At 64.9% G+C, this 16,625-nt stretch carries 15 protein-coding genes and 3 pseudogenes; 8 read left to right on the top strand and 10 right to left on the bottom strand.

The window, feature by feature from the left end:
• The 6 genes and pseudogenes from B3T59_RS09240 to B3T59_RS09265 all read right to left on the bottom strand — a co-directional run.
• Positions 1-307: pseudogene (locus B3T59_RS09240) on the bottom strand (2Fe-2S iron-sulfur cluster-binding protein); the annotation flags it as partial.
• A 5-nt stretch (positions 308-312) separates the two neighbouring features.
• Positions 313-534, bottom strand: coding sequence for a cytochrome P450 (locus tag B3T59_RS09245; RefSeq protein ID WP_064903734.1), 222 nt, complete (start codon positions 532-534; stop codon positions 313-315).
• Positions 535-543: 9 nt separating this feature from the next.
• Positions 544-843: a hypothetical protein gene (locus tag B3T59_RS09250; RefSeq protein WP_064903732.1), complete on the bottom strand. Its 300-nt coding sequence runs from the start codon at positions 841-843 to the stop codon at positions 544-546.
• A gap of 52 nt (positions 844-895) precedes the next feature.
• Positions 896-1,198: pseudogene (locus B3T59_RS24595) on the bottom strand (SRPBCC family protein); the annotation flags it as partial.
• A 111-nt stretch (positions 1,199-1,309) separates the two neighbouring features.
• Complete coding sequence (locus B3T59_RS09260) at positions 1,310-1,735, bottom strand: helix-turn-helix domain-containing protein (RefSeq protein WP_064903728.1); 426 nt, start codon at positions 1,733-1,735, stop codon at positions 1,310-1,312.
• Between the two features lie 345 nt (positions 1,736-2,080).
• Entirely contained in the window at positions 2,081-2,788 is a 708-nt protein-coding gene (locus tag B3T59_RS09265) for an IclR family transcriptional regulator (protein WP_251722787.1), read from the bottom strand.
• Between the two features lie 64 nt (positions 2,789-2,852).
• On the opposite strand from B3T59_RS09265, the gene B3T59_RS09270 reads away from it, so the two are divergent.
• Positions 2,853-4,223: a CoA transferase gene (locus B3T59_RS09270; protein ID WP_287002076.1), complete on the top strand. Its 1,371-nt coding sequence runs from the start codon at positions 2,853-2,855 to the stop codon at positions 4,221-4,223.
• Positions 4,224-4,258: 35 nt separating this feature from the next.
• Here the strand turns inward: B3T59_RS09270 and B3T59_RS09275 are convergent, their stop codons facing one another.
• Entirely contained in the window at positions 4,259-5,374 is a 1,116-nt protein-coding gene (locus B3T59_RS09275) for a hypothetical protein (protein WP_287002077.1), read from the bottom strand.
• Positions 5,375-5,413: 39 nt separating this feature from the next.
• On the bottom strand, positions 5,414-6,877 hold the full coding sequence (locus B3T59_RS09280; protein ID WP_287002078.1) for an MFS transporter: 1,464 nt from the start codon (positions 6,875-6,877) through the stop codon (positions 5,414-5,416).
• Positions 6,878-7,049: 172 nt separating this feature from the next.
• Between B3T59_RS09280 and B3T59_RS09285 the strand changes: the two genes are divergently transcribed.
• The 4 genes from B3T59_RS09285 (at position 7,050) to B3T59_RS09300 (ending at position 10,890) form a co-directional block, all read left to right on the top strand.
• Entirely contained in the window at positions 7,050-8,018 is a 969-nt protein-coding gene (locus B3T59_RS09285; RefSeq protein ID WP_287002079.1) for a serine hydrolase, read from the top strand.
• Positions 8,015-8,494, top strand: a complete 480-nt coding sequence (locus tag B3T59_RS09290; protein WP_287002080.1) for an ArsR/SmtB family transcription factor — start codon at positions 8,015-8,017, stop codon at positions 8,492-8,494. The genes B3T59_RS09285 and B3T59_RS09290 overlap by 4 nt, the downstream gene beginning before the upstream one ends.
• A 43-nt stretch (positions 8,495-8,537) precedes the next feature.
• Positions 8,538-9,548 carry an acryloyl-CoA reductase gene (locus B3T59_RS09295; protein ID WP_287002081.1) on the top strand — a complete coding sequence of 337 codons (1,011 nt, stop codon included), beginning with the start codon at positions 8,538-8,540 and terminating at the stop codon, positions 9,546-9,548.
• A gap of 97 nt (positions 9,549-9,645) precedes the next feature.
• On the top strand, positions 9,646-10,890 hold the full coding sequence (locus tag B3T59_RS09300; protein ID WP_287002082.1) for an APC family permease: 1,245 nt from the start codon (positions 9,646-9,648) through the stop codon (positions 10,888-10,890).
• Here B3T59_RS09300 and B3T59_RS09310 read toward each other — a convergent pair.
• A pseudogene (locus B3T59_RS09310) lies at positions 10,853-12,327 on the bottom strand (cytochrome P450). The gene B3T59_RS09300 and the pseudogene B3T59_RS09310 overlap by 38 nt on opposite strands.
• Here B3T59_RS09310 and B3T59_RS09315 point away from each other — a divergent pair.
• Complete coding sequence (locus B3T59_RS09315; protein ID WP_287002085.1) at positions 12,272-12,952, top strand: response regulator transcription factor; 681 nt, start codon at positions 12,272-12,274, stop codon at positions 12,950-12,952. The pseudogene B3T59_RS09310 and the gene B3T59_RS09315 overlap by 56 nt on opposite strands.
• Here B3T59_RS09315 and B3T59_RS09320 read toward each other — a convergent pair.
• Positions 12,869-14,374, bottom strand: coding sequence for a sensor histidine kinase (locus B3T59_RS09320; RefSeq protein WP_287002086.1), 1,506 nt, complete (start codon positions 14,372-14,374; stop codon positions 12,869-12,871). The two genes, B3T59_RS09315 and B3T59_RS09320, sit on opposite strands and share 84 nt — an antisense overlap.
• Before the next feature lie 134 nt (positions 14,375-14,508).
• Between B3T59_RS09320 and B3T59_RS09325 the strand changes: the two genes are divergently transcribed.
• Positions 14,509-16,194 (top strand): thiamine pyrophosphate-binding protein, encoded by a 1,686-nt coding sequence (locus B3T59_RS09325; RefSeq protein WP_287002087.1) that lies wholly within the window; start codon positions 14,509-14,511, stop codon positions 16,192-16,194.
• Positions 16,191-16,625, top strand: a 435-nt coding sequence (locus tag B3T59_RS09330) for an SRPBCC family protein (protein ID WP_287002088.1), incomplete at its 3' end; no start/stop codon positions are given. The genes B3T59_RS09325 and B3T59_RS09330, both read left to right, overlap by 4 nt.

A 16,625-nucleotide genomic window follows, 5' to 3' on the forward strand; every position in this document is an offset into this window, starting at 1 on the left:
ACCTCCACCATAAGACCGTCGAGCTCTGCGGTAACGGAGATCTGACACGAGAGCCGGCTTTCGGGTCGCCGTTCACTCCCCGCGTAGTCGAGCATGTCGTCCTCCTCGTCGAAAGCGACGGTACCGCCGCTGCCGCGCCGCAGTCGGGGTCGACATAGACGTGGCAGGTCGCGCACATCGCGTTCCCGCCACACTCGGCGATGATTCCCTCGACGCCTTGGGCAACCGCGGCCCGCATGACGGACGAGCCCTCCGGTGCGTCGACTACCCATTCCGCACCCTCGAACGAGAACGTGATCTTTGCCATCGCCCTCACCTCGCGTGAACACGAACCGGCAGCGACTCGAGGCTGCGGATCAGATTGTTCTTGTGCCGACGGACCTCTCCCGCTGGCTCGATCCGGTCGACCCGCATGGCGAGCTCGGTCCACAGTGCGGTCATCTCCATGTTCGACAACGGCTTTCCCATGCACGTGTGCGGACCGTAGCCGAAGGCGAGGGTGTCGCGCGGGTTGCGACGGATATCGAACCGCATGGGATCGGGTTAGTACCGCTCATCGGTGTTGCCGGCCGCGTACGAATGCAGCACGCGTGTGCCCTCCGGGATGAGGATGTCGTCAAGTTCGTCGTCACGGGTGGTGACGCGGGTGAACCACTGGACTACCGAAGCGATCAGGACGCCCTCCAGGATCGTCGAGGGAATAGGGCTCGGGTCGTCGCGCATGAGGGCCCATTGATCCGGGTTGTCGACGAACTGCTTCATCGTGTTGCCCAGCGACCCGGCGGTGGTGCCGAGTCCGGCGGTGAGGTACGCGGCGATTCTCTGCGAGGCCCGTGAGTGCACCTTCGGTACCGTTGACGAACAGATCAGTGAACTCGGCGGGCGTGAAATCGCAGCTGTAGACGACGGGTGATCGACCCTCCACGTCATGCACGTCGATCGTTCCGAGGTGATGTGTCAGCGCCAGATCGCCGCTGACAACCCGGTATTGGAACCGACGAAGATCGGAGTCGTTGGTGACGATCTCCTCGAACAGCTTCACTCCACCCTGGAGAACGACGGCGCGGTGATTGTCGTCGGTCATCTCCGACTCCTCGACCACGGGAAAACACTCGCTGATCGTTCCTGCGTCGGTGACGACCTTCCAGACGTCATCCGCCGAGCGGTCGATCAGTACAGCTGTCCGAACCGTTGTCATTTCATTTCCTTTCTTGGCGCACCGTTGTGCGACGTTTTTGGGCACGACGAATAGACCCGATATTTGCTCCGGGGAGTGCGGTGATGGCTCAGTACGGGAGCGCGGTATTGTTCAACGTCGTAGTGTTTCCGAAGGAAAAATACCGAACATTCGTCGATAGTGGGCAGAGAATCGACCGAGATGACCGAAGCCCCAGCGGGAGGCGACCTCGGCGACAAGCGTGGTTGCGGGGCTTGCGAGCAATTCGGCGTGGACCCGGCGCAATCGGGCATTGCGGATGTACTCCGACGGCGTCACACCGAAATATTCGACAAATCCGCGCTGGATGGTCCGGACGCCGAGGCCGGTCTCGGCGGCCAGTTCGGTCAACGGAATCGGACCACTGAGACGTTCTGCGATGCGGTCACGTACCAACTGGATCGACGCGGGCGGGGCCGCGGCCTCCGCGCTGTGCAGTTGCTCGGAGAACTGATGGCGAGGGGCCAGGAGGAATCCCGACATCAGCGCATGCGACAACGACTCGGCGACGATCGGCAACGAGAGCAGTCCTCGACCTCGCGGAACGTAGCCGATTCGGTGTCGAACCGGGAAACCGGCGTGAGCGGGTACGCAGTGGGCTGCAATCGTTCGGTCCTTCCGCTCCGGCTGTGTACTCCGTGGTGTGACAGAGGGTCAGACTCGGCGCTATCGTGACCCAAACCACAGGCTGTGTCATCAAAGCTTGCTGCCTGCGCGGTGCGGTGTCTATCCCGAGCGCGCCTGACAATGATCCCGATTGCGTCAACCGCGACAAGACCTCGAGGCCCACCAACTACTCGAGTGATCACTCGGTCCACGCGCATGCAGATGTACCGGCAACGCCTCAGTGCGTGATCGCTCCTGTCATCGAGTCCCGATCCACGTCGCGGCCCTGGTCGCGGCTTGGTCCACGAGGTTCGCACGCCCGGACACTGATCGGGGGCCTACGATCACGACGACGCCGACCAACAGCCCGCGCTCGAACACCGGAACACCCGCAGCGCGGATCTCGGGATCGGCGAGCCCGTCGCTGATCGCATGGCCGCGACGTCGAATCGAGGCAACCTCACGACGGAAACCAACGGCGTCGGCCGGTCCGGCGTGAATCGCCAACAGCCGGTCGCGCTCACCGTCGTCGACGAAAGCCAGGAACGCACGCCCGGCCGCTGTCCGAAGAAGTGGCCGCGGACGGTACTCCCCGACTACCGCTTCTGCATACTCCGACACCTCACCGACGCTCCCGAGATACACGACGTCGGAGCCGACGAGCACCGCAAGCGCCACCGGCAGACCTGTGTACTCCGCCAGCGCCGCAAGCCCATCGGAGTCGATCGGCGGCGCATCGGCATGGGCCGCGATCAGCCGCAACGTCATCAGGCGCGGACCCAGACGGTACCTGCGGTCGGATCGAACCAGGTATCCACACGACACCAGGTCATCAAGCAGATCCGACGTCGACGACACGGGTGCGCCCATAGAGCGCGCAATCTCGCTCAGCGACAACGGTTTCGACGCGCGAGCGACCTCTTCCAGTACCCGGTCGGCTCGCACGACGGCGCGTTGTCCACCCACCCCGACATCTTACGTATATTCGGAAACTCACCGGCGGTGCTAGCGCGACGCGAAGATTGGAGACATGCCAACCACCACGCCTCGCGTCTCCGACATCGTCGACGGCCTGACCGCGCTCACCGGAACCGACGTCGGTCCAACGCGAATCTCCGGAGCCGACCCGATCACTTCATCACCCCACCGAATCGGCGACGCATCGGCAGCGGCGATCGCGGCGTTCGGCGCCCAGATCGCAGCGCTGGGTGACGGCCCGGAAGTATCCGTGAGTGTCTCCGACGCCGTCGACCAGTTGCGTGCCGCATACCTGACCACGATCAACGGTCAAACCACCGGATCGGTCGCAGAAGACCCAACAGCACTGCGCAACAACGACTTCTATCGCACTGCCGACGCCTGGACGTTCTTGATCACCACCTTTCCGCACCAACGCGACGCTGTCTGTTCCGTCCTGGACTGCCCGCCGATAAAGGAGCGAATCGCGCAGGCCGCTCTCACATGGAATTCCGTTGCCCTCGAAGAAGCCGTGGTTGCGGCGGGCGGCGTTGCGGCCGCAACACGAACCGCGCAACAGTGGGCCGCGTCGCCGGTGGGCATCGACGTCGCGCGACGACCGGTCATCGACCTGGAACGCATCGACGACTCCGAACCCGAATCCCTCACCGCACCACGAGAATGGCCGCCGCTGAACGGCGTTCGAGTTGTGGATATGACCCATGTGATTGCCGGCCCGGTGAGCACCGAACTACTGGCCGCTTTCGGAGCCGACGTCATGCACGTCACCCGACCCGACCTCGTCGACCCGCACCCCATGCCCGCGCTCACCGGTGGCGGAAAACGCAACGCCTACTGCGATGTTCGCGACCCGAACCAGTTGGAAGAACTCACCGATCTGATCGCCGAGGGCGACGTCTTCGTGAACGCCTACCGCGGCCTAGAGCGCCACGGCCTCGATGCCGAGCACCTCGCGCAGCGACGACCGGGCATCATCGTCGTCGAATACCACTGCTGGGGCTCCGACGGGCCGTGGGGAGATCGCGGCGGCTTCGATCAACTTGCCTGTTCAGCAACCGGTTTCAGCTTCGAAGAGGGGCGCGGAGGACCGCCTACACTACCCCCGACACACCTCCTCAACGACTATCTGGCTGCTTACCTCGGCGCGACGGGAATCGTTGCCGCACTGCGCCGTCGACAGTCCGAGGGCGGTTCATGGAGGGTGCGCGTGCGACTCGCGCGCGTGTGCACCTGGGTGCAATCTCTCGGACCGTCGGGCGCCAACTCCGACATCGACTGGGGCACACGGTCAATCGGGCTGGCGACAGTCGACGGCCCGTTCGGCCGTATCGACGAACCGGTGATCCCCATCATGTTCGACGGCAAGCCCACGCCGCGTCCGCTACCGGCTCGACCATTGGGATCTTCGCCGCTGACGTGGTGATGTGTTGCGAAGGCACCCACTGCCGTATCCATGAGTCACATATCGACTCCTGGATACGGCACTTCCGGGCAGTCCGGGCACCGCGTGAGCGTTCCCGGCCACCCCGCCTTCCGGAGAGCGCGTGCGATCTTGGCCGCCGTCGCACACGGCCTGTCGTAGACCTGGCCCCACCCCAGGCGCACCGTCTTCTGATCGGCATCCACCGCGGCGTCGAGATCGCGTTCGAGGTCGCGGTCGCGAGCCTGCGGCCCATCGTGCCCCAGGCGCCCGTCCAGTTCGACGATGAGCCCGAAGTCCTCGTACTCGACATCGCGAAACCCTTTTCGCCCCACTGACGTCGGCGCCTGCCGCACGGGTGCCGGAAGTCCGTGTGCACGTTCGATCTTCGTCAGGTAACCGTGCTCGAGAACCGAGCACGTACCGTCGCGTACGTCGCGCAGGACGCCAACGACATACTCGCGCGACGGCATCCGTGGGCGCCTCTGCAGAGCACCAAGCAGCCTGTCGGCAGTGGTTCTACGCGCTGAGACGACGTCGGCGAGGCAGGCGATCAGGCTCGTCGTCGACGACGCGTCGGCCGCCACGTCCAGCACTGCCTCCTCCAGTCGCACCCGCGGAGGCCGCAGGTGCCAGGCAACTCGCTCGTCGAGACGGGTTCCGTAATGGACGACGACGCCGGGACGTCGACGCACCCGGCGTTTCCGATCGACGACGATGTGGATGGGTTCCGCACCGATCGCATCGCCGACCGCGATCGCCGAGCGGTGACTCAGCGCCGCAGGGTAGGCCTCGAGAACTGCGACCCACGCGCGCTCTGAAGCGGTCAGGGGTCCGGTGTGGTTGACGTAGATGCCGGCCGACACCGCTACCCACTCCCTGCGGCGCACCTTGCGTCGAAGGTACGGCGCCGAGAATCCCGCCTCGATGACCTGGCGTCGCGCGATGACGCCGTCCTGTTCGTCGAGTACTGCTTCGATACGTTCTGGGTCGATACGTTCTGGGTCGGTACGTTCTAGCGATGGCCGTGGCGCCGGCAGGGCGGTCATGGACAGCAGTGTGGGCTCTCGGAGCCTCTGTACGACGCCGCGCTCCGTGATCTGTGGACACACTCGGACCGGTTCACAAACAGTGCCGTACCCAGGTGCCACCATCTGACACCTGGGTACGGCACAACTGAGGCACGACGAAACCTAGTGAGCTTCCTCGGCGTTGCGGGAGTTGGTCAGCGTGAGGGCTCCGATGCCCGCGATCACGCCGACGACGATCCCCAGCACGACATACGTGATGCTCTCCCCGTGGAAAAACGTATCGGTGAAGGCCGCGGTCCACGTCCCCTCCGGTAGGTGCGCCGCCACGAGCGTCGCGAGCATCGTGCCGACGATCGCCGTGCCGACGCTGCTGCCGACCTCCTGCGCGGTGTCGTTGAGCGCGGTGCCGATCGACGTCTGATTCTCGGGCATCGCGTCGACGAGTGCGATCGCACAGATCGTCATGACGGTCCGCAGTCCGAAGGTCATCACGACCATGAAGATCGCGATCGCGAGGTATCCGTGCGTGACACCCCAGCCGAGACCCGCGGTGCCCACTGCGAGAGCCATCGCGCCGATGAAGCAGGTCATCCGGTGACCGAAGCGGGTGATCAGTGCCTCCGACAGCGGTGTAGCGAGGAGCATCGTCGCGATCATCGGCAAGTTGGCCAGACCGGCCTTCATCGGGCTCCAGCCGTAGGCGTACTGGAAGTGCAGGATAAGCCCGAACATCACGCTCGCCATCGCGATTGCGCTGCCGACCTGGGCGATCGTCGCACCGCGCACGGTGCCGTTGCGGAACAGCGCAAGATTCAACATCGGCGCGGCACTTCGCCGTTCATGCCAGACGAATGCCGCGGCTGCGACCACCGCGCCGATGATCGACGCCAGCGTCATCGCCGACGCCCAGCCGTGGTCGACGCCGCTCGTCAGCGACCAGCAGGCGAGACCGATCGTCGCGATACTCAGCAGCGCTCCCGGGATGTCGAGCTTGTAGTCGGTGAGGTCTTCACGACGATCCGACGCGACGCCGAACCAAATGCCGATGCCGGCGATGAGCGCGATCGGCGCATTGACGACGAGCAGCCACTCCCAACGCACATGAGCAAGCGCGGAACCACCAAGGATCGGGCCGAGCACGAATCCGGCCATGCCGACGACGATCATCACGGTCATCGCGCGCATCCGCAGCGTCTTGTCGTCGAAGAGACGGAAAACCAGCGAGTTGGTGATCGGGGCCATCATCGCGGCGGCGACGCCGAGTGCGGCTCGCAGCGCGATCAGCTCACCCGTCGAGTTGACGAGGATGACCAGCAGGCTGAGCAGCCCGAACGCGGCCAAGCCGATCATCAGGACGCGGCGTCGACCGAACCTGTCGGCGATCGACCCCGCGGTGAGCAGCAGCCCACCGAAAGTAAGTGAGTACGCGCCGGTGATCCACTGCAGCGCAGTGGTGCTACTGCCGAGATCGCGACCGATGGTCGGCAGGGCGATCGAGAGCAGCGTGTTGTCGACCATCTCGACGAAGAAGGCCAGACAGAGCGCAGCGAGCGGTATAGCTGCTGCGGCGAGCGACGTATAGGTGCGCGACGATTTCTGCGCAGCGGCATCAGTGGTGGTTGCCATGACAGCACCTCCTATCAGTAGTCAGGATTTGTTGACACTGACGTTAGGGAGCCGCTCTTACACGGCCCTGCCGTCGCCTGTCGTGGGCCTGACAGTCGATAACTCCGGGTTGCGGCGACACCAATCTGTCGATAGTTTCGTAATTACGTACTTACGAACTTGAGGAGTTTCGATGCGTTCCGCTTCTTACCTCGCACTCGTTCTCGCCGTGGCCGTGGGTCTCTTCACCCCTACGTATGCCCACGCCAGGCCCCTTTCCGCCACCACCGTGTGCGCTCGGCCCGACCAGCCGGATGTCACGTCCGTGCCCGGCTGGATCGGGTACCTCGCTGCGCATCGCAGCAACTACGCGCTGACCGTCCGACCCCTCGACGGCGACCCGATCACACACAACGCCGACGTCCCGTTCCCCGCGGCGTCGTCGATCAAACTCATCCATCTCGCGGCGTACGCGCAGGCAGTTGCCGACGGCCGGCTCGACCCGGAGGCGCGTATTCCCGTCGCGGACTGGCAGCGCTGGTACATCCCGCTCGACGGCGGCGCACATGTTCGAGCGCTGGACTACCTCCGCATCCCCGCCCACGAGGGCATCCCGCTCGACCCCTCAGCCACGGTGACCTACAGCCAACTCGCCGACGTGATGATCCGCTTCTCCGACTCCGCAGCGCCCGACCTGCTTCGCAACATACTGGGCGACAACGCTTTACGCGCCGTCATGATGCGCTACGGATTCACCGGTCCGGTACCGAGCCTCTTCGACACCTACCTCGCTATCGCCAATCCGCTTCGACCACAAACTGATTCGCATCTCGAGGCGACGTCGAACGCGCTCAACGCGCTGATGACAAGCTTTGCCGACGGTTCATTCGGCCCTGGCGCAAAGCTTGCGCGCCACCACCTCGAATACCAGGGACCGATGCCCGACGGCTCGGTGCTCGGATTCAAGGGCGGCAGTCTTCCCGGGGTGATCACCGAGGTCTTCGAGTACCGCACTCCCGAAGGCGGACTCGGGACCGGCACGTTGATGGTCCGCGGAGTCTCCCGGCGCGACGTCGAAGCCGACAAGTTCACCCATCAGAAACTGCTGCTCGCAGCCATCACCGATCGCGACGTCGGACACGCGCTACGGTGCTTGGGGTGAGCAGTGATCCATCCGACGACCTCGCAGCCCGAGTCGCGCGCCTCGAAGCGGCAGTGTTCACCGCGAGCGATCACGTGGACACCGAAGAGGACTCAGCCGCCGAGGGCCGGTCAGGAATGCTCGGTTACTCGGGCAGCGTCGACCTCGCCGGACCCGTCACCTGGAACATCGCCTATTCGTCCGACGCGACGCTCGATCTCGCGCCGGAGACGACCGCCAACGTGTTCGCCGCGCTCGGCCATCCCGCACGCGTCGAGATCGTTCGCATCCTGGCACGCGGCAATGCCTCGGTCGCACATCTGCAGGAGTCGGGCGACTTCGGCACATCGGGTCAGCTCTACCACCACCTGAAGATCCTGACCGCGGCGTCGATCGTCACCAAAGTCGGTCGCAACGACTACGGGATCGCCCCGACCCATCTGGTTCCGGTGCTGATCTGTCTGCTCGCCGCAGGCGACATCGGAGGATTGCTCTGACCTACGCTGGATTTCGACGACCCACGACGATCCGAGGAGCACAATGACGCGCACCCTGCCCGATCAGTTCACCGTCCTGATGGCCCGTGAGTCCGACGGCGAAATCACCTTGGCGAGCGAGCAGCTCGACGCCACCGAACTGCCCGACGGCGAGGTGACGATCGCCGTCGACTACTCCGGCGTCAATTACAAGGACGCACTCGCTGTCACACCGCGCGGCGGCGTGGTGCGCGACTATCCCATCGTGCCGGGGATCGACCTCGCCGGCGAGGTGATCGCATCGTCGACACTCGACTTCAACCCCGGCGATCGCGTTGTGGCACATGGCGGTCCGATCGGAACCGCGCAACACGGCGGTTACGCCGCCTATGCACGGGTACCCGCTGCGCAGGTCGTACGACTCGACACTCTCTCGACGCGCGAAGCCGCCGCCATCGGCACGGCAGGCTTCACCGCGGCACTCAGTGTTGTCGCACTTCTCGACCGCGGACTGACCCCCGACGACGGCCCCGTGGTGGTCACCGGAGCCAGTGGCGGTGTCGGTTCGGTGAGTGTCGATCTGCTCAGCGCACTCGGGTTCTCGGTCACCGCGTCGAGCGGAAAGTCCGACGCCGCAGCGCTATTGACCGATCTTGGCGCCACGTCGGTGGTCGGCCGTCTCGTCGACGACGACACCAAGATTCGTCCGCTCGGTAAATCGCAGTGGGCGGGCGCAGTCGATTGTGTCGGCGGCAAGACGCTCGCCCACGTGTTGTCGACCATGAACCACAGCGGCTCGGTCGCTGCGAGCGGTCTCACCGGTGGTGCCGACCTGCCCACGACCGTGATGCCCTTCATCCTGCGCGGCGTGGCGCTCCTCGGAATCGACTCCGTGTTGATCGGGCCCGAGCTCCGCCGGTCGGTCTGGGCACGCCTCGAAAGCGACTTGCGCCCAGCGCATCTCGATCGACTCACCACCGAGATCGGGGTCGACGATCTCGACGGCGCGCTCGCCGAGATACAGGCGGGCAAGACGACTGGACGAACAGTGGTGCGTATCAGCGCTCAGAGCTGAACCGCAGCGGCGCCCTGGTCTTCGTCGTCGAATAGCACGCCACCTGCCATTCACCTTCCGGTGAGAGTCTCGACCATGCTTCGACCACGATCGACCCATGACTGACCCGACGCTGCACCGCAGGCTCGGCATGTCCGACGCCGTCATCATCGGCCTCGGCTCGATGCTCGGCGCCGGGATCTTCGTTGCGCTGACACCCGCAGCTGCCGCAGCCGGATCGGCGCTGCTGATCGGGCTGGTCATCGCCGCTGTTGTGGCCTACTGCAACGCGACGTCGTCGGCGCGACTTGCGGCCGTCTACCCGGTCTCCGGTGGGACGTACGTGTACGGCCGCGAGCGGCTCGGTGACTTCTGGGGATACCTCGCGGGGTGGGCGTTCGTGGTCGGCAAGACGGCGTCGTGCGCCGCAATGGCGCTGACCGTCGGGCTCTATGCCTGGCCTGCACATGCACACGTGGTGGCGGTCGCCGCTGTTGTCGCGCTCACCGCGGTGAACTACGTCGGAGTGCAGAAATCGGCGTGGCTGACACGCGCGATCGTCGCCGTGGTGCTGATGGTCCTCACCGTGGTGGTCGTGACGACGCTCGCGTCGGACGTGGGCAGCGTCGACTCACTCGGGGTCCGCTCGGACGCACGAGTCACCGGGACACTGCAGTCCGCGGGAATCCTGTTCTTCGCCTTCGCCGGCTACGCGCGCATCGCGACGCTCGGCGAGGAGGTGCGGGAGCCTGCACGCATCATTCCTCGAGCGATCCTCGTCGCGTTGGGGATCGCATTGGTCGTCTACACGACCGTCGCGGCAACTGCACTCTGGACGCTCGGCGCATCGGGACTCGCCACGGCGACAGCGCCGCTGGCCGCGATGACTCAGGCCGCAGGCGCTGGCTGGCTGACTCCTGTCGTTCGGGTCGGCGCCGCTGTCGCAGCGCTCGGCTCCCTGCTCGCGCTGATCCTCGGCGTCTCCAGAACGACGTTGGCGATGTCGCGCGACGGACACCTGCCACGGACGTTGGCGAAGGTTCACCCGCGCTTCGGCGTGCCGCATCACGCCGAACTCGCCGTCGGTGCAGTTGTCGCCATAGTTGCCGCGACCGCAGATGTCCGTGGCGCGATCGGATTCTCGTCGTTCGGAGTCCTGCTGTACTACGCGATCGCGAACGCGTCGGCCATGACGCTTTCGCGCGTCGAGCGGCGCCCACCTCTGATCTTCTGCGTCGTCGGCCTCGTCGGCTGCGTTGTACTCGCATGCACACTTCCACGCGCCTCGGTGATCTCGGGCCTCGTGGTGATCGTCATCGGTATCGCTATCTACGCGTGTCGGATCGTTCTCGCGCGTCGGTGACCGCGGCGCTGAAGCCCACATTCGCTGTCAGAGCGACGTCGCGACGCTCGTAGTCGTCGGAGTCGACCGTCCAGTCGAGCCGTCGGGCCATGTGGTGAATCGCAGTCGCCGCCTCCAGATACGAGAAGTTCATGCCGATGCACTGGTGCGCACCGCCGCCGAAAGGCGCCCATGCCAACCGATGCCGTCGCTCCGCGTTCTCCGGCATGAATCGCTCAGGACGAAAAAGTCTGGCCGCGGCCATATTTCGGGTATCCGGTGATTGCTCGCGCTGACCGCGATGACAAATGTGCCCTTCGGGATGAAGTGGCCACCGATCGACGTGTCCGCAATCGCCGCACGAGGGATCACCGGAACCGGCGGCCGCAGCCGCAGCGACTCCTTGAACACCGCCTGATAGACGTCGGACTGCTTCAGCGTGGCTGCTGACGGCGCTTCACCGAGGCGTTGCGCCTCGTCGACGACGCGTGCGCGCCACCGCGCGTCACGTCCCAACCGGTAAGCCATCGACGTCATCGCTATGGTTGCGGTGTCGTGAGCGGCGAACAGCATGAATCGCATGTGGTCGACGACCTGCTGGTCGGAAAGCTGCGAGCCGTCGTCGTCGCGTGCGTGGCACAGCGCCGACATCAGGTCCGGCCCATCCGCGCTGCGCCGCGCGGGCAGAAGGGCACTGAAGAACTCGTCGACGACGCCGCGCGCACGATGCCCACGCGCCCACATGGTGCCGGGAAGTCGAACCCGAACCAGCGCACTGCCCGCCTCGATGAGATCGACGAACGCCGCATTCATCCGATCGGCGTCGTCGCGCGAAAGCTTTTCGCCGACAAACAGTTCCAACGCGACGTCGAGTGCCATCGCCTTGAGTTCGGTACGCATGTCGACGTCGGGTCCGCGAGTGAATCGCATCGTGGCCTCAGCGGCAAGCGAATTGAGCTGATCCTGGTAGCCGGCGAGACGGTCGGCGGTGAATGCCGCCTGCATGATTCGACGATGCTTGCGATGTTCCTCCGTATCCATCAGCAGGATTCCGCGTTCGAAGAGTGTGCCCAGCGCGAATCCGTAGACCGGCTCGTTGCGGAACGCGCGGTCGGCGTCGCGAACCAACTCGCCGAGCGCCTCGGGACCCTGCACGATGACGATGTTGCGCCCGAGCACCGTGATGAAGGCGATGTCGCCGTAGTCGGCACGCAGATTCTCTGCGAACTGCGCCGGGTCGGCTCGCAGCCGCAGTGCAGACTGCAGCGGAAGCGATCGTGGTCCACGTACCGGGAGTAGGGTCGAATTGTTACGGGGTCGGGTCAATGTGCGGTGACGCATCGGGGTCCTTTCTGATGGCGACGCCGGAAGCCGCGGTGGGTGAGCATCGTGGAGAAGGGCGATGACCGACGTGCGTGTGTTGGTGGTGGACGACGACGTGCGGGCGGCCGAGACCATTCGTCGAGTGTTGGTCAGCGATGGGTGGAACGTGGCGGTCCTGCACAACGGCGCGCAGGCGCTACAGCGTGCCGTTGACGAGGAATTCGACGCAGTGGTGCTCGACATCATGCTCCCCGGCCTCAACGGCTATGAGGTCGTCCGAGAGTTGCGCAGACAGTCGCAGTGGGTGCCGATCGTCATGTTGTCGGCGAAAGACGGCGAGTACGACCAGGCCGAGGCACTCGACTTCGGAGCCGACGACTACCTCGTCAAGCCGTTCTCCGTCGTCGTACTGAAGGCCCATCTACGGGCCGTCGCCAGACGCGGTCAGCGCGAGCGGCCTGCGATACTCACGGCGGGATCGCTGTGTCTCGATCCCGCCCAACACGTCGTGACGCGCCATGGGACGCCGATTGCCCTGACTCCCCGCGAGTACGCAGTGCTTGAACTGCTGTTGCGCAACCAGGGTCGGGTGATGTCGAAACAAGCCATTCTCCAATCGGTGTGGGACGAGAATTACGACGGTGACCCGAACATCGTCGAGGTCTATATCGCCTACCTACGCAAGCGCATCGACGCCCCGTTCGGGATCGCGTCCATCGAGACGATCCGCGGCGCCGGGTACCGTCTGATCGCACTCTGAACGGCTCCCTGCTTCTCCGGAACCATCAGACGAGTGCCCTAGTGGCAGAACGAGTTCGACGGTAGCGCCGCCATGTCTGCCGTCGACGGCTGAGACCGAACCACCATGGGCCCGCGCGATCTCGTACGCGATTGCCAAGCCAAGACCGGCTCCCGACGAGTCACGCTGACGATCGACGTCGAGTCGTGAGAACCTGTCGAAGATCACCGATCGTCGGTCGGCTGGGATGCCGGGCCCGTCATCGCTGACCGCGATGACCGCATTCGATTCATCGGAGTGCACTGAGACCCACACCGCCGAATCGCTGTGCCTGGCGGCGTTGTCGACGAGGTTGCGCACGGCGCGTCGAATCATCTCTGCGTCGCCTGAGACTCGAACCGGCACAATGTGTGCGGTCACCTTCGCAGCACCCATGGCACGCAGCCGTGCGACCTCGCCGACGACCACGTCGTCGAGGTCCACATCGCCGGCAGTGACTGTCAAACCCCGTTCGTCAGCGCGTGCCAGCAGGAGGAGATCTTCTGCCATGGTCTGCATCCGACGCGCCTCGGGCAGGAGTATGGTGCGGACGGTCTCCACATCGATCGGTGTCGACGTGTCGTCGGCAAGGTCGAGCAAACCCACCAATGTCGTCAGTGGGCTTCGCAATTCATGCGACGCGTCGCCGATGAAACGCAGTTGCGACTCCCGCCCGCGTTGGAGTCGCCCGAGCATGCTGTTGACGGTGACCGCGAGCGTGCGGATCTCGTCGTCTGCCGTCGGCACGGGAACTCGCTGCTCGAGCTCGGTGGAGGTGATCTCGTTGGCCTGCTTGGTGATACGCGAGACAGGCCGAAGCGACCGACCGACGAGCAGGTAGACCGCACCTGCTCCGAGTGCCACGATGATCGGCAGTTCGATCGCCATGAGCGTCGCGGTCGTCCACTCGCTGCTCCTGATGCCGGTTGCCTTGTCGAGCGCGAGGATCGTGTACTCGCGACCGTCGTGATAGGCCGTACTCACCGACGCGCAGAACTCGTCGCCGTACCCGGGAACACTGACGTTGTCGGCGTAGCGTGCCGTCGATTCGTCGGGAGTGGAGTGGCTCGCCAACCGAATCGGCGAGCGAGGAGCTCCGGGCGACGCAGCCACCACCACTCCCCTGTCGTCAACGACCTGTGTGAGGTCGATACCCGCGCCGGGAGTGAGATCGTCGGGATCAACTGCCGACACGCCACCACGGTTGACCGCGGTGGCGATCTGATACGCCTGACGACCCGTCGCGCGGTACATCTGCGCTGTGTTCTCGCGATGCAGCATCAACAACATGACTCCCCCACTGAGAACCAGTGCGACGACGAGTATGACCGCTGAGACGATCGTGAGCTGCGCACGGACACCGAAACCACTGATTCGCTTGCGAAGACGTCTGGTTACGGTCACGAACTCATCCAATGCACGTTCGACCACCGATCGGGTCGCTGGTAGGTCGTGGACGTCAGTCTATTGCGTCGTCGCCAGAATCGACAGGAGCCGGTTTCAGCCAACCTTCAGGTGCCCGAGGGCACGCTGGCATCATGACCGGTCGCCAGAATGTCGCGGAGCACGTCCTCGTGAGTGCCCAACAGCGCGGAGTCACCCACGTTTTCGGCGTGCACGGCGCGAACATCGAGGACGTGTACGACGCCGCGGCACGACTCGGCATGCCCACGGTGGTCGCCAAGCACGAGTTCGCCGCGGGAGCGATGGCCGACGGGGTGGCGCGGATGACCGACTCGCCGTCGATGGTCGTCACCACCTCCGGTGGAGGTTCGATGAATGTCGTTCCGGCACTGGCCGAATCGTACGACAGCAGGGTTCCGGTGCTTGCCGTGATCGGCGTCGCACCGACAGCGCTCACCGCCCGGGGCGCGTTCCAGGACATGCTCGACGCACCTGACACGATCGATCTGATGGGCGTGCTGCGATCGGTGACCGGCCACGCCGAACTCGTCACGCATACAACCGAGCTCGGGCCCGCGCTGAAATCAGCGTTCGACACCCTCGATCGGGGATTGCCCGCCGCCCTGGTGATCCCCAAAGACGTGCAATCGCAGTCGATGTGGGAAAACACGTATCAGCCACCCCACTCGCCGGGAACCGACAACGGGCGTGTCGACCGCGGACGTATCGACACCGACGAACTGACCACGCTCGCGCGACACCTCGCTGACGCGGTCGCAGACGGTGCACGCATCTGCCTCTGGCTGGGCGACGAGGCCTCACGGGTACGCGTGGGAAACACAGTGCAAAGGCTGGCTTTTCGGCTGGGTGCGACGATCGTTGCGTCGCCCGGCGGAGCGGATACCACCGACACCCGATCAGGACACGCGGGCATCACCGGCGTCATGGGGCATCCGTCTGCGCGCGAAGCACTCACGTCGGCGTCGATCTGTGTCAGTATCGGCTGCCGCATGAGCGCCACCGATCGCGGAGGTCTCGACCCGGCGCTCGATGACCTCGAGATCGTGCACATCGGACGCCACAGCGCACGCCCGACCCGTGGCACGTCGATCGTCGGTTCGCTGCCGAATGCGCTGGCGTACCTCGACGCCGAACTGGACCGGCTGGGAGTCGACGAGCGGAGTTTGCCCACTGTCGGAATCGAATACCTCGACACCCCAACGGTTCCCGAGTCTCTGCTTCCCCGCCTGCGAGAGATCATGGATACGATCGCCGACACCCTTCCCGAGAGTGCGATCTTGTTTGCCGACGCAGGCAACGTCGGCGCGGCCGCGATCCACTACCTCACGCCGGTCACCGACGGACGGTTCACAGTCGCTCTCGGTATGGGCGGTATGGGCTACGCGATCGCGGCAGGAATCGGTGCGGCGATCGGACCGGCAGCGGACGGGAGGACGGTGATCGTCGCGGGCGACGGCGCCTTCTTCATGCACGGCATGGAGTTTCACACCGCCGTCGAGTACGAAGCGCCGGTCACTCTTGTCATCCTCAACAATGACGCGCACGGCATGTGTGTCACACGGGAGAGCCTGTACTTTCCCGACACTCCGAGCGTGAACCGTTTCAGACCAACCGACATCGCACGCGGCATGGCGGCCATGTTCTCCAACATCGAGGTCCGCCATCCCGGCGACCTGGGTGAACTGAGAGCCGACGCTGCCGAACTCTTCTCCGCCACAGGGCCGAACGCACTCGTCGTCGACTGCGATCCGGACGAAATACCACCGTTCCTACCGTTTCTGCAGAGAGGACTCCGATGACCATCGAGACCACACCGCTGGCCGACCTCGGCAGGCAAGCCGCCGAGCTCGACGGGTTGACCCGCATCGAGACACACCCACCACAGACCGCCACACCGATCATTCTCGACATGCTGCGGTCGGTCTATCCGCACGACAAGATCTACGGCGACTTTTGTCCGGTGCAGGGATACGTCGACGCACCGCCTCGCGAACTCTACGAATGGCTCTCCGACACAAGGTCTCTCGAGGAGTGGACCTACAGTCTCCGCGGATTCACACCGACCGATGAGCCGGGACTGTGGCTGGCGGCGGACAGACTCGGCGACGCCACCGACATCTACACGCGGACGGTCGCGAATCCCGACGCCATGACCGTCGACTATCACTGCGCGTGGGATCAGGGCAAACACCTGTGGATGATCTACCTGATGCGCGTGGTCGACGCACAG

Source organism: Gordonia sp. UBA7860 (assembly GCF_002500165.1).
GTDB classification, from domain to species: Bacteria; Actinomycetota; Actinomycetes; order Mycobacteriales; family Mycobacteriaceae; genus Gordonia; species Gordonia sputi.

Excerpts from the sequence above, each read along its gene's own strand:
- B3T59_RS09245 (WP_064903734.1), bottom strand. The coding sequence starts at position 534 with ATGCGGTTCGATATCCGTCGCAACCCGCGCGACACCCTCGCCTTCGGC.
- B3T59_RS09270 (WP_287002076.1), top strand. The coding sequence starts at position 2,853 with ATGCCAACCACCACGCCTCGCGTCTCCGACATCGTCGACGGCCTGACC.
- B3T59_RS09275 (WP_287002077.1), bottom strand. The coding sequence starts at position 5,374 with ATGGTGGCACCTGGGTACGGCACTGTTTGTGAACCGGTCCGAGTGTGT.
- B3T59_RS09280 (WP_287002078.1), bottom strand. The coding sequence starts at position 6,877 with ATGGCAACCACCACTGATGCCGCTGCGCAGAAATCGTCGCGCACCTAT.
- B3T59_RS09285 (WP_287002079.1), top strand. The coding sequence starts at position 7,050 with ATGCGTTCCGCTTCTTACCTCGCACTCGTTCTCGCCGTGGCCGTGGGT.
- B3T59_RS09295 (WP_287002081.1), top strand. The coding sequence starts at position 8,538 with ATGACGCGCACCCTGCCCGATCAGTTCACCGTCCTGATGGCCCGTGAG.
- B3T59_RS09300 (WP_287002082.1), top strand. The coding sequence starts at position 9,646 with ATGACTGACCCGACGCTGCACCGCAGGCTCGGCATGTCCGACGCCGTC.
- B3T59_RS09315 (WP_287002085.1), top strand. The coding sequence starts at position 12,272 with ATGACCGACGTGCGTGTGTTGGTGGTGGACGACGACGTGCGGGCGGCC.
- B3T59_RS09325 (WP_287002087.1), top strand. The coding sequence starts at position 14,509 with ATGACCGGTCGCCAGAATGTCGCGGAGCACGTCCTCGTGAGTGCCCAA.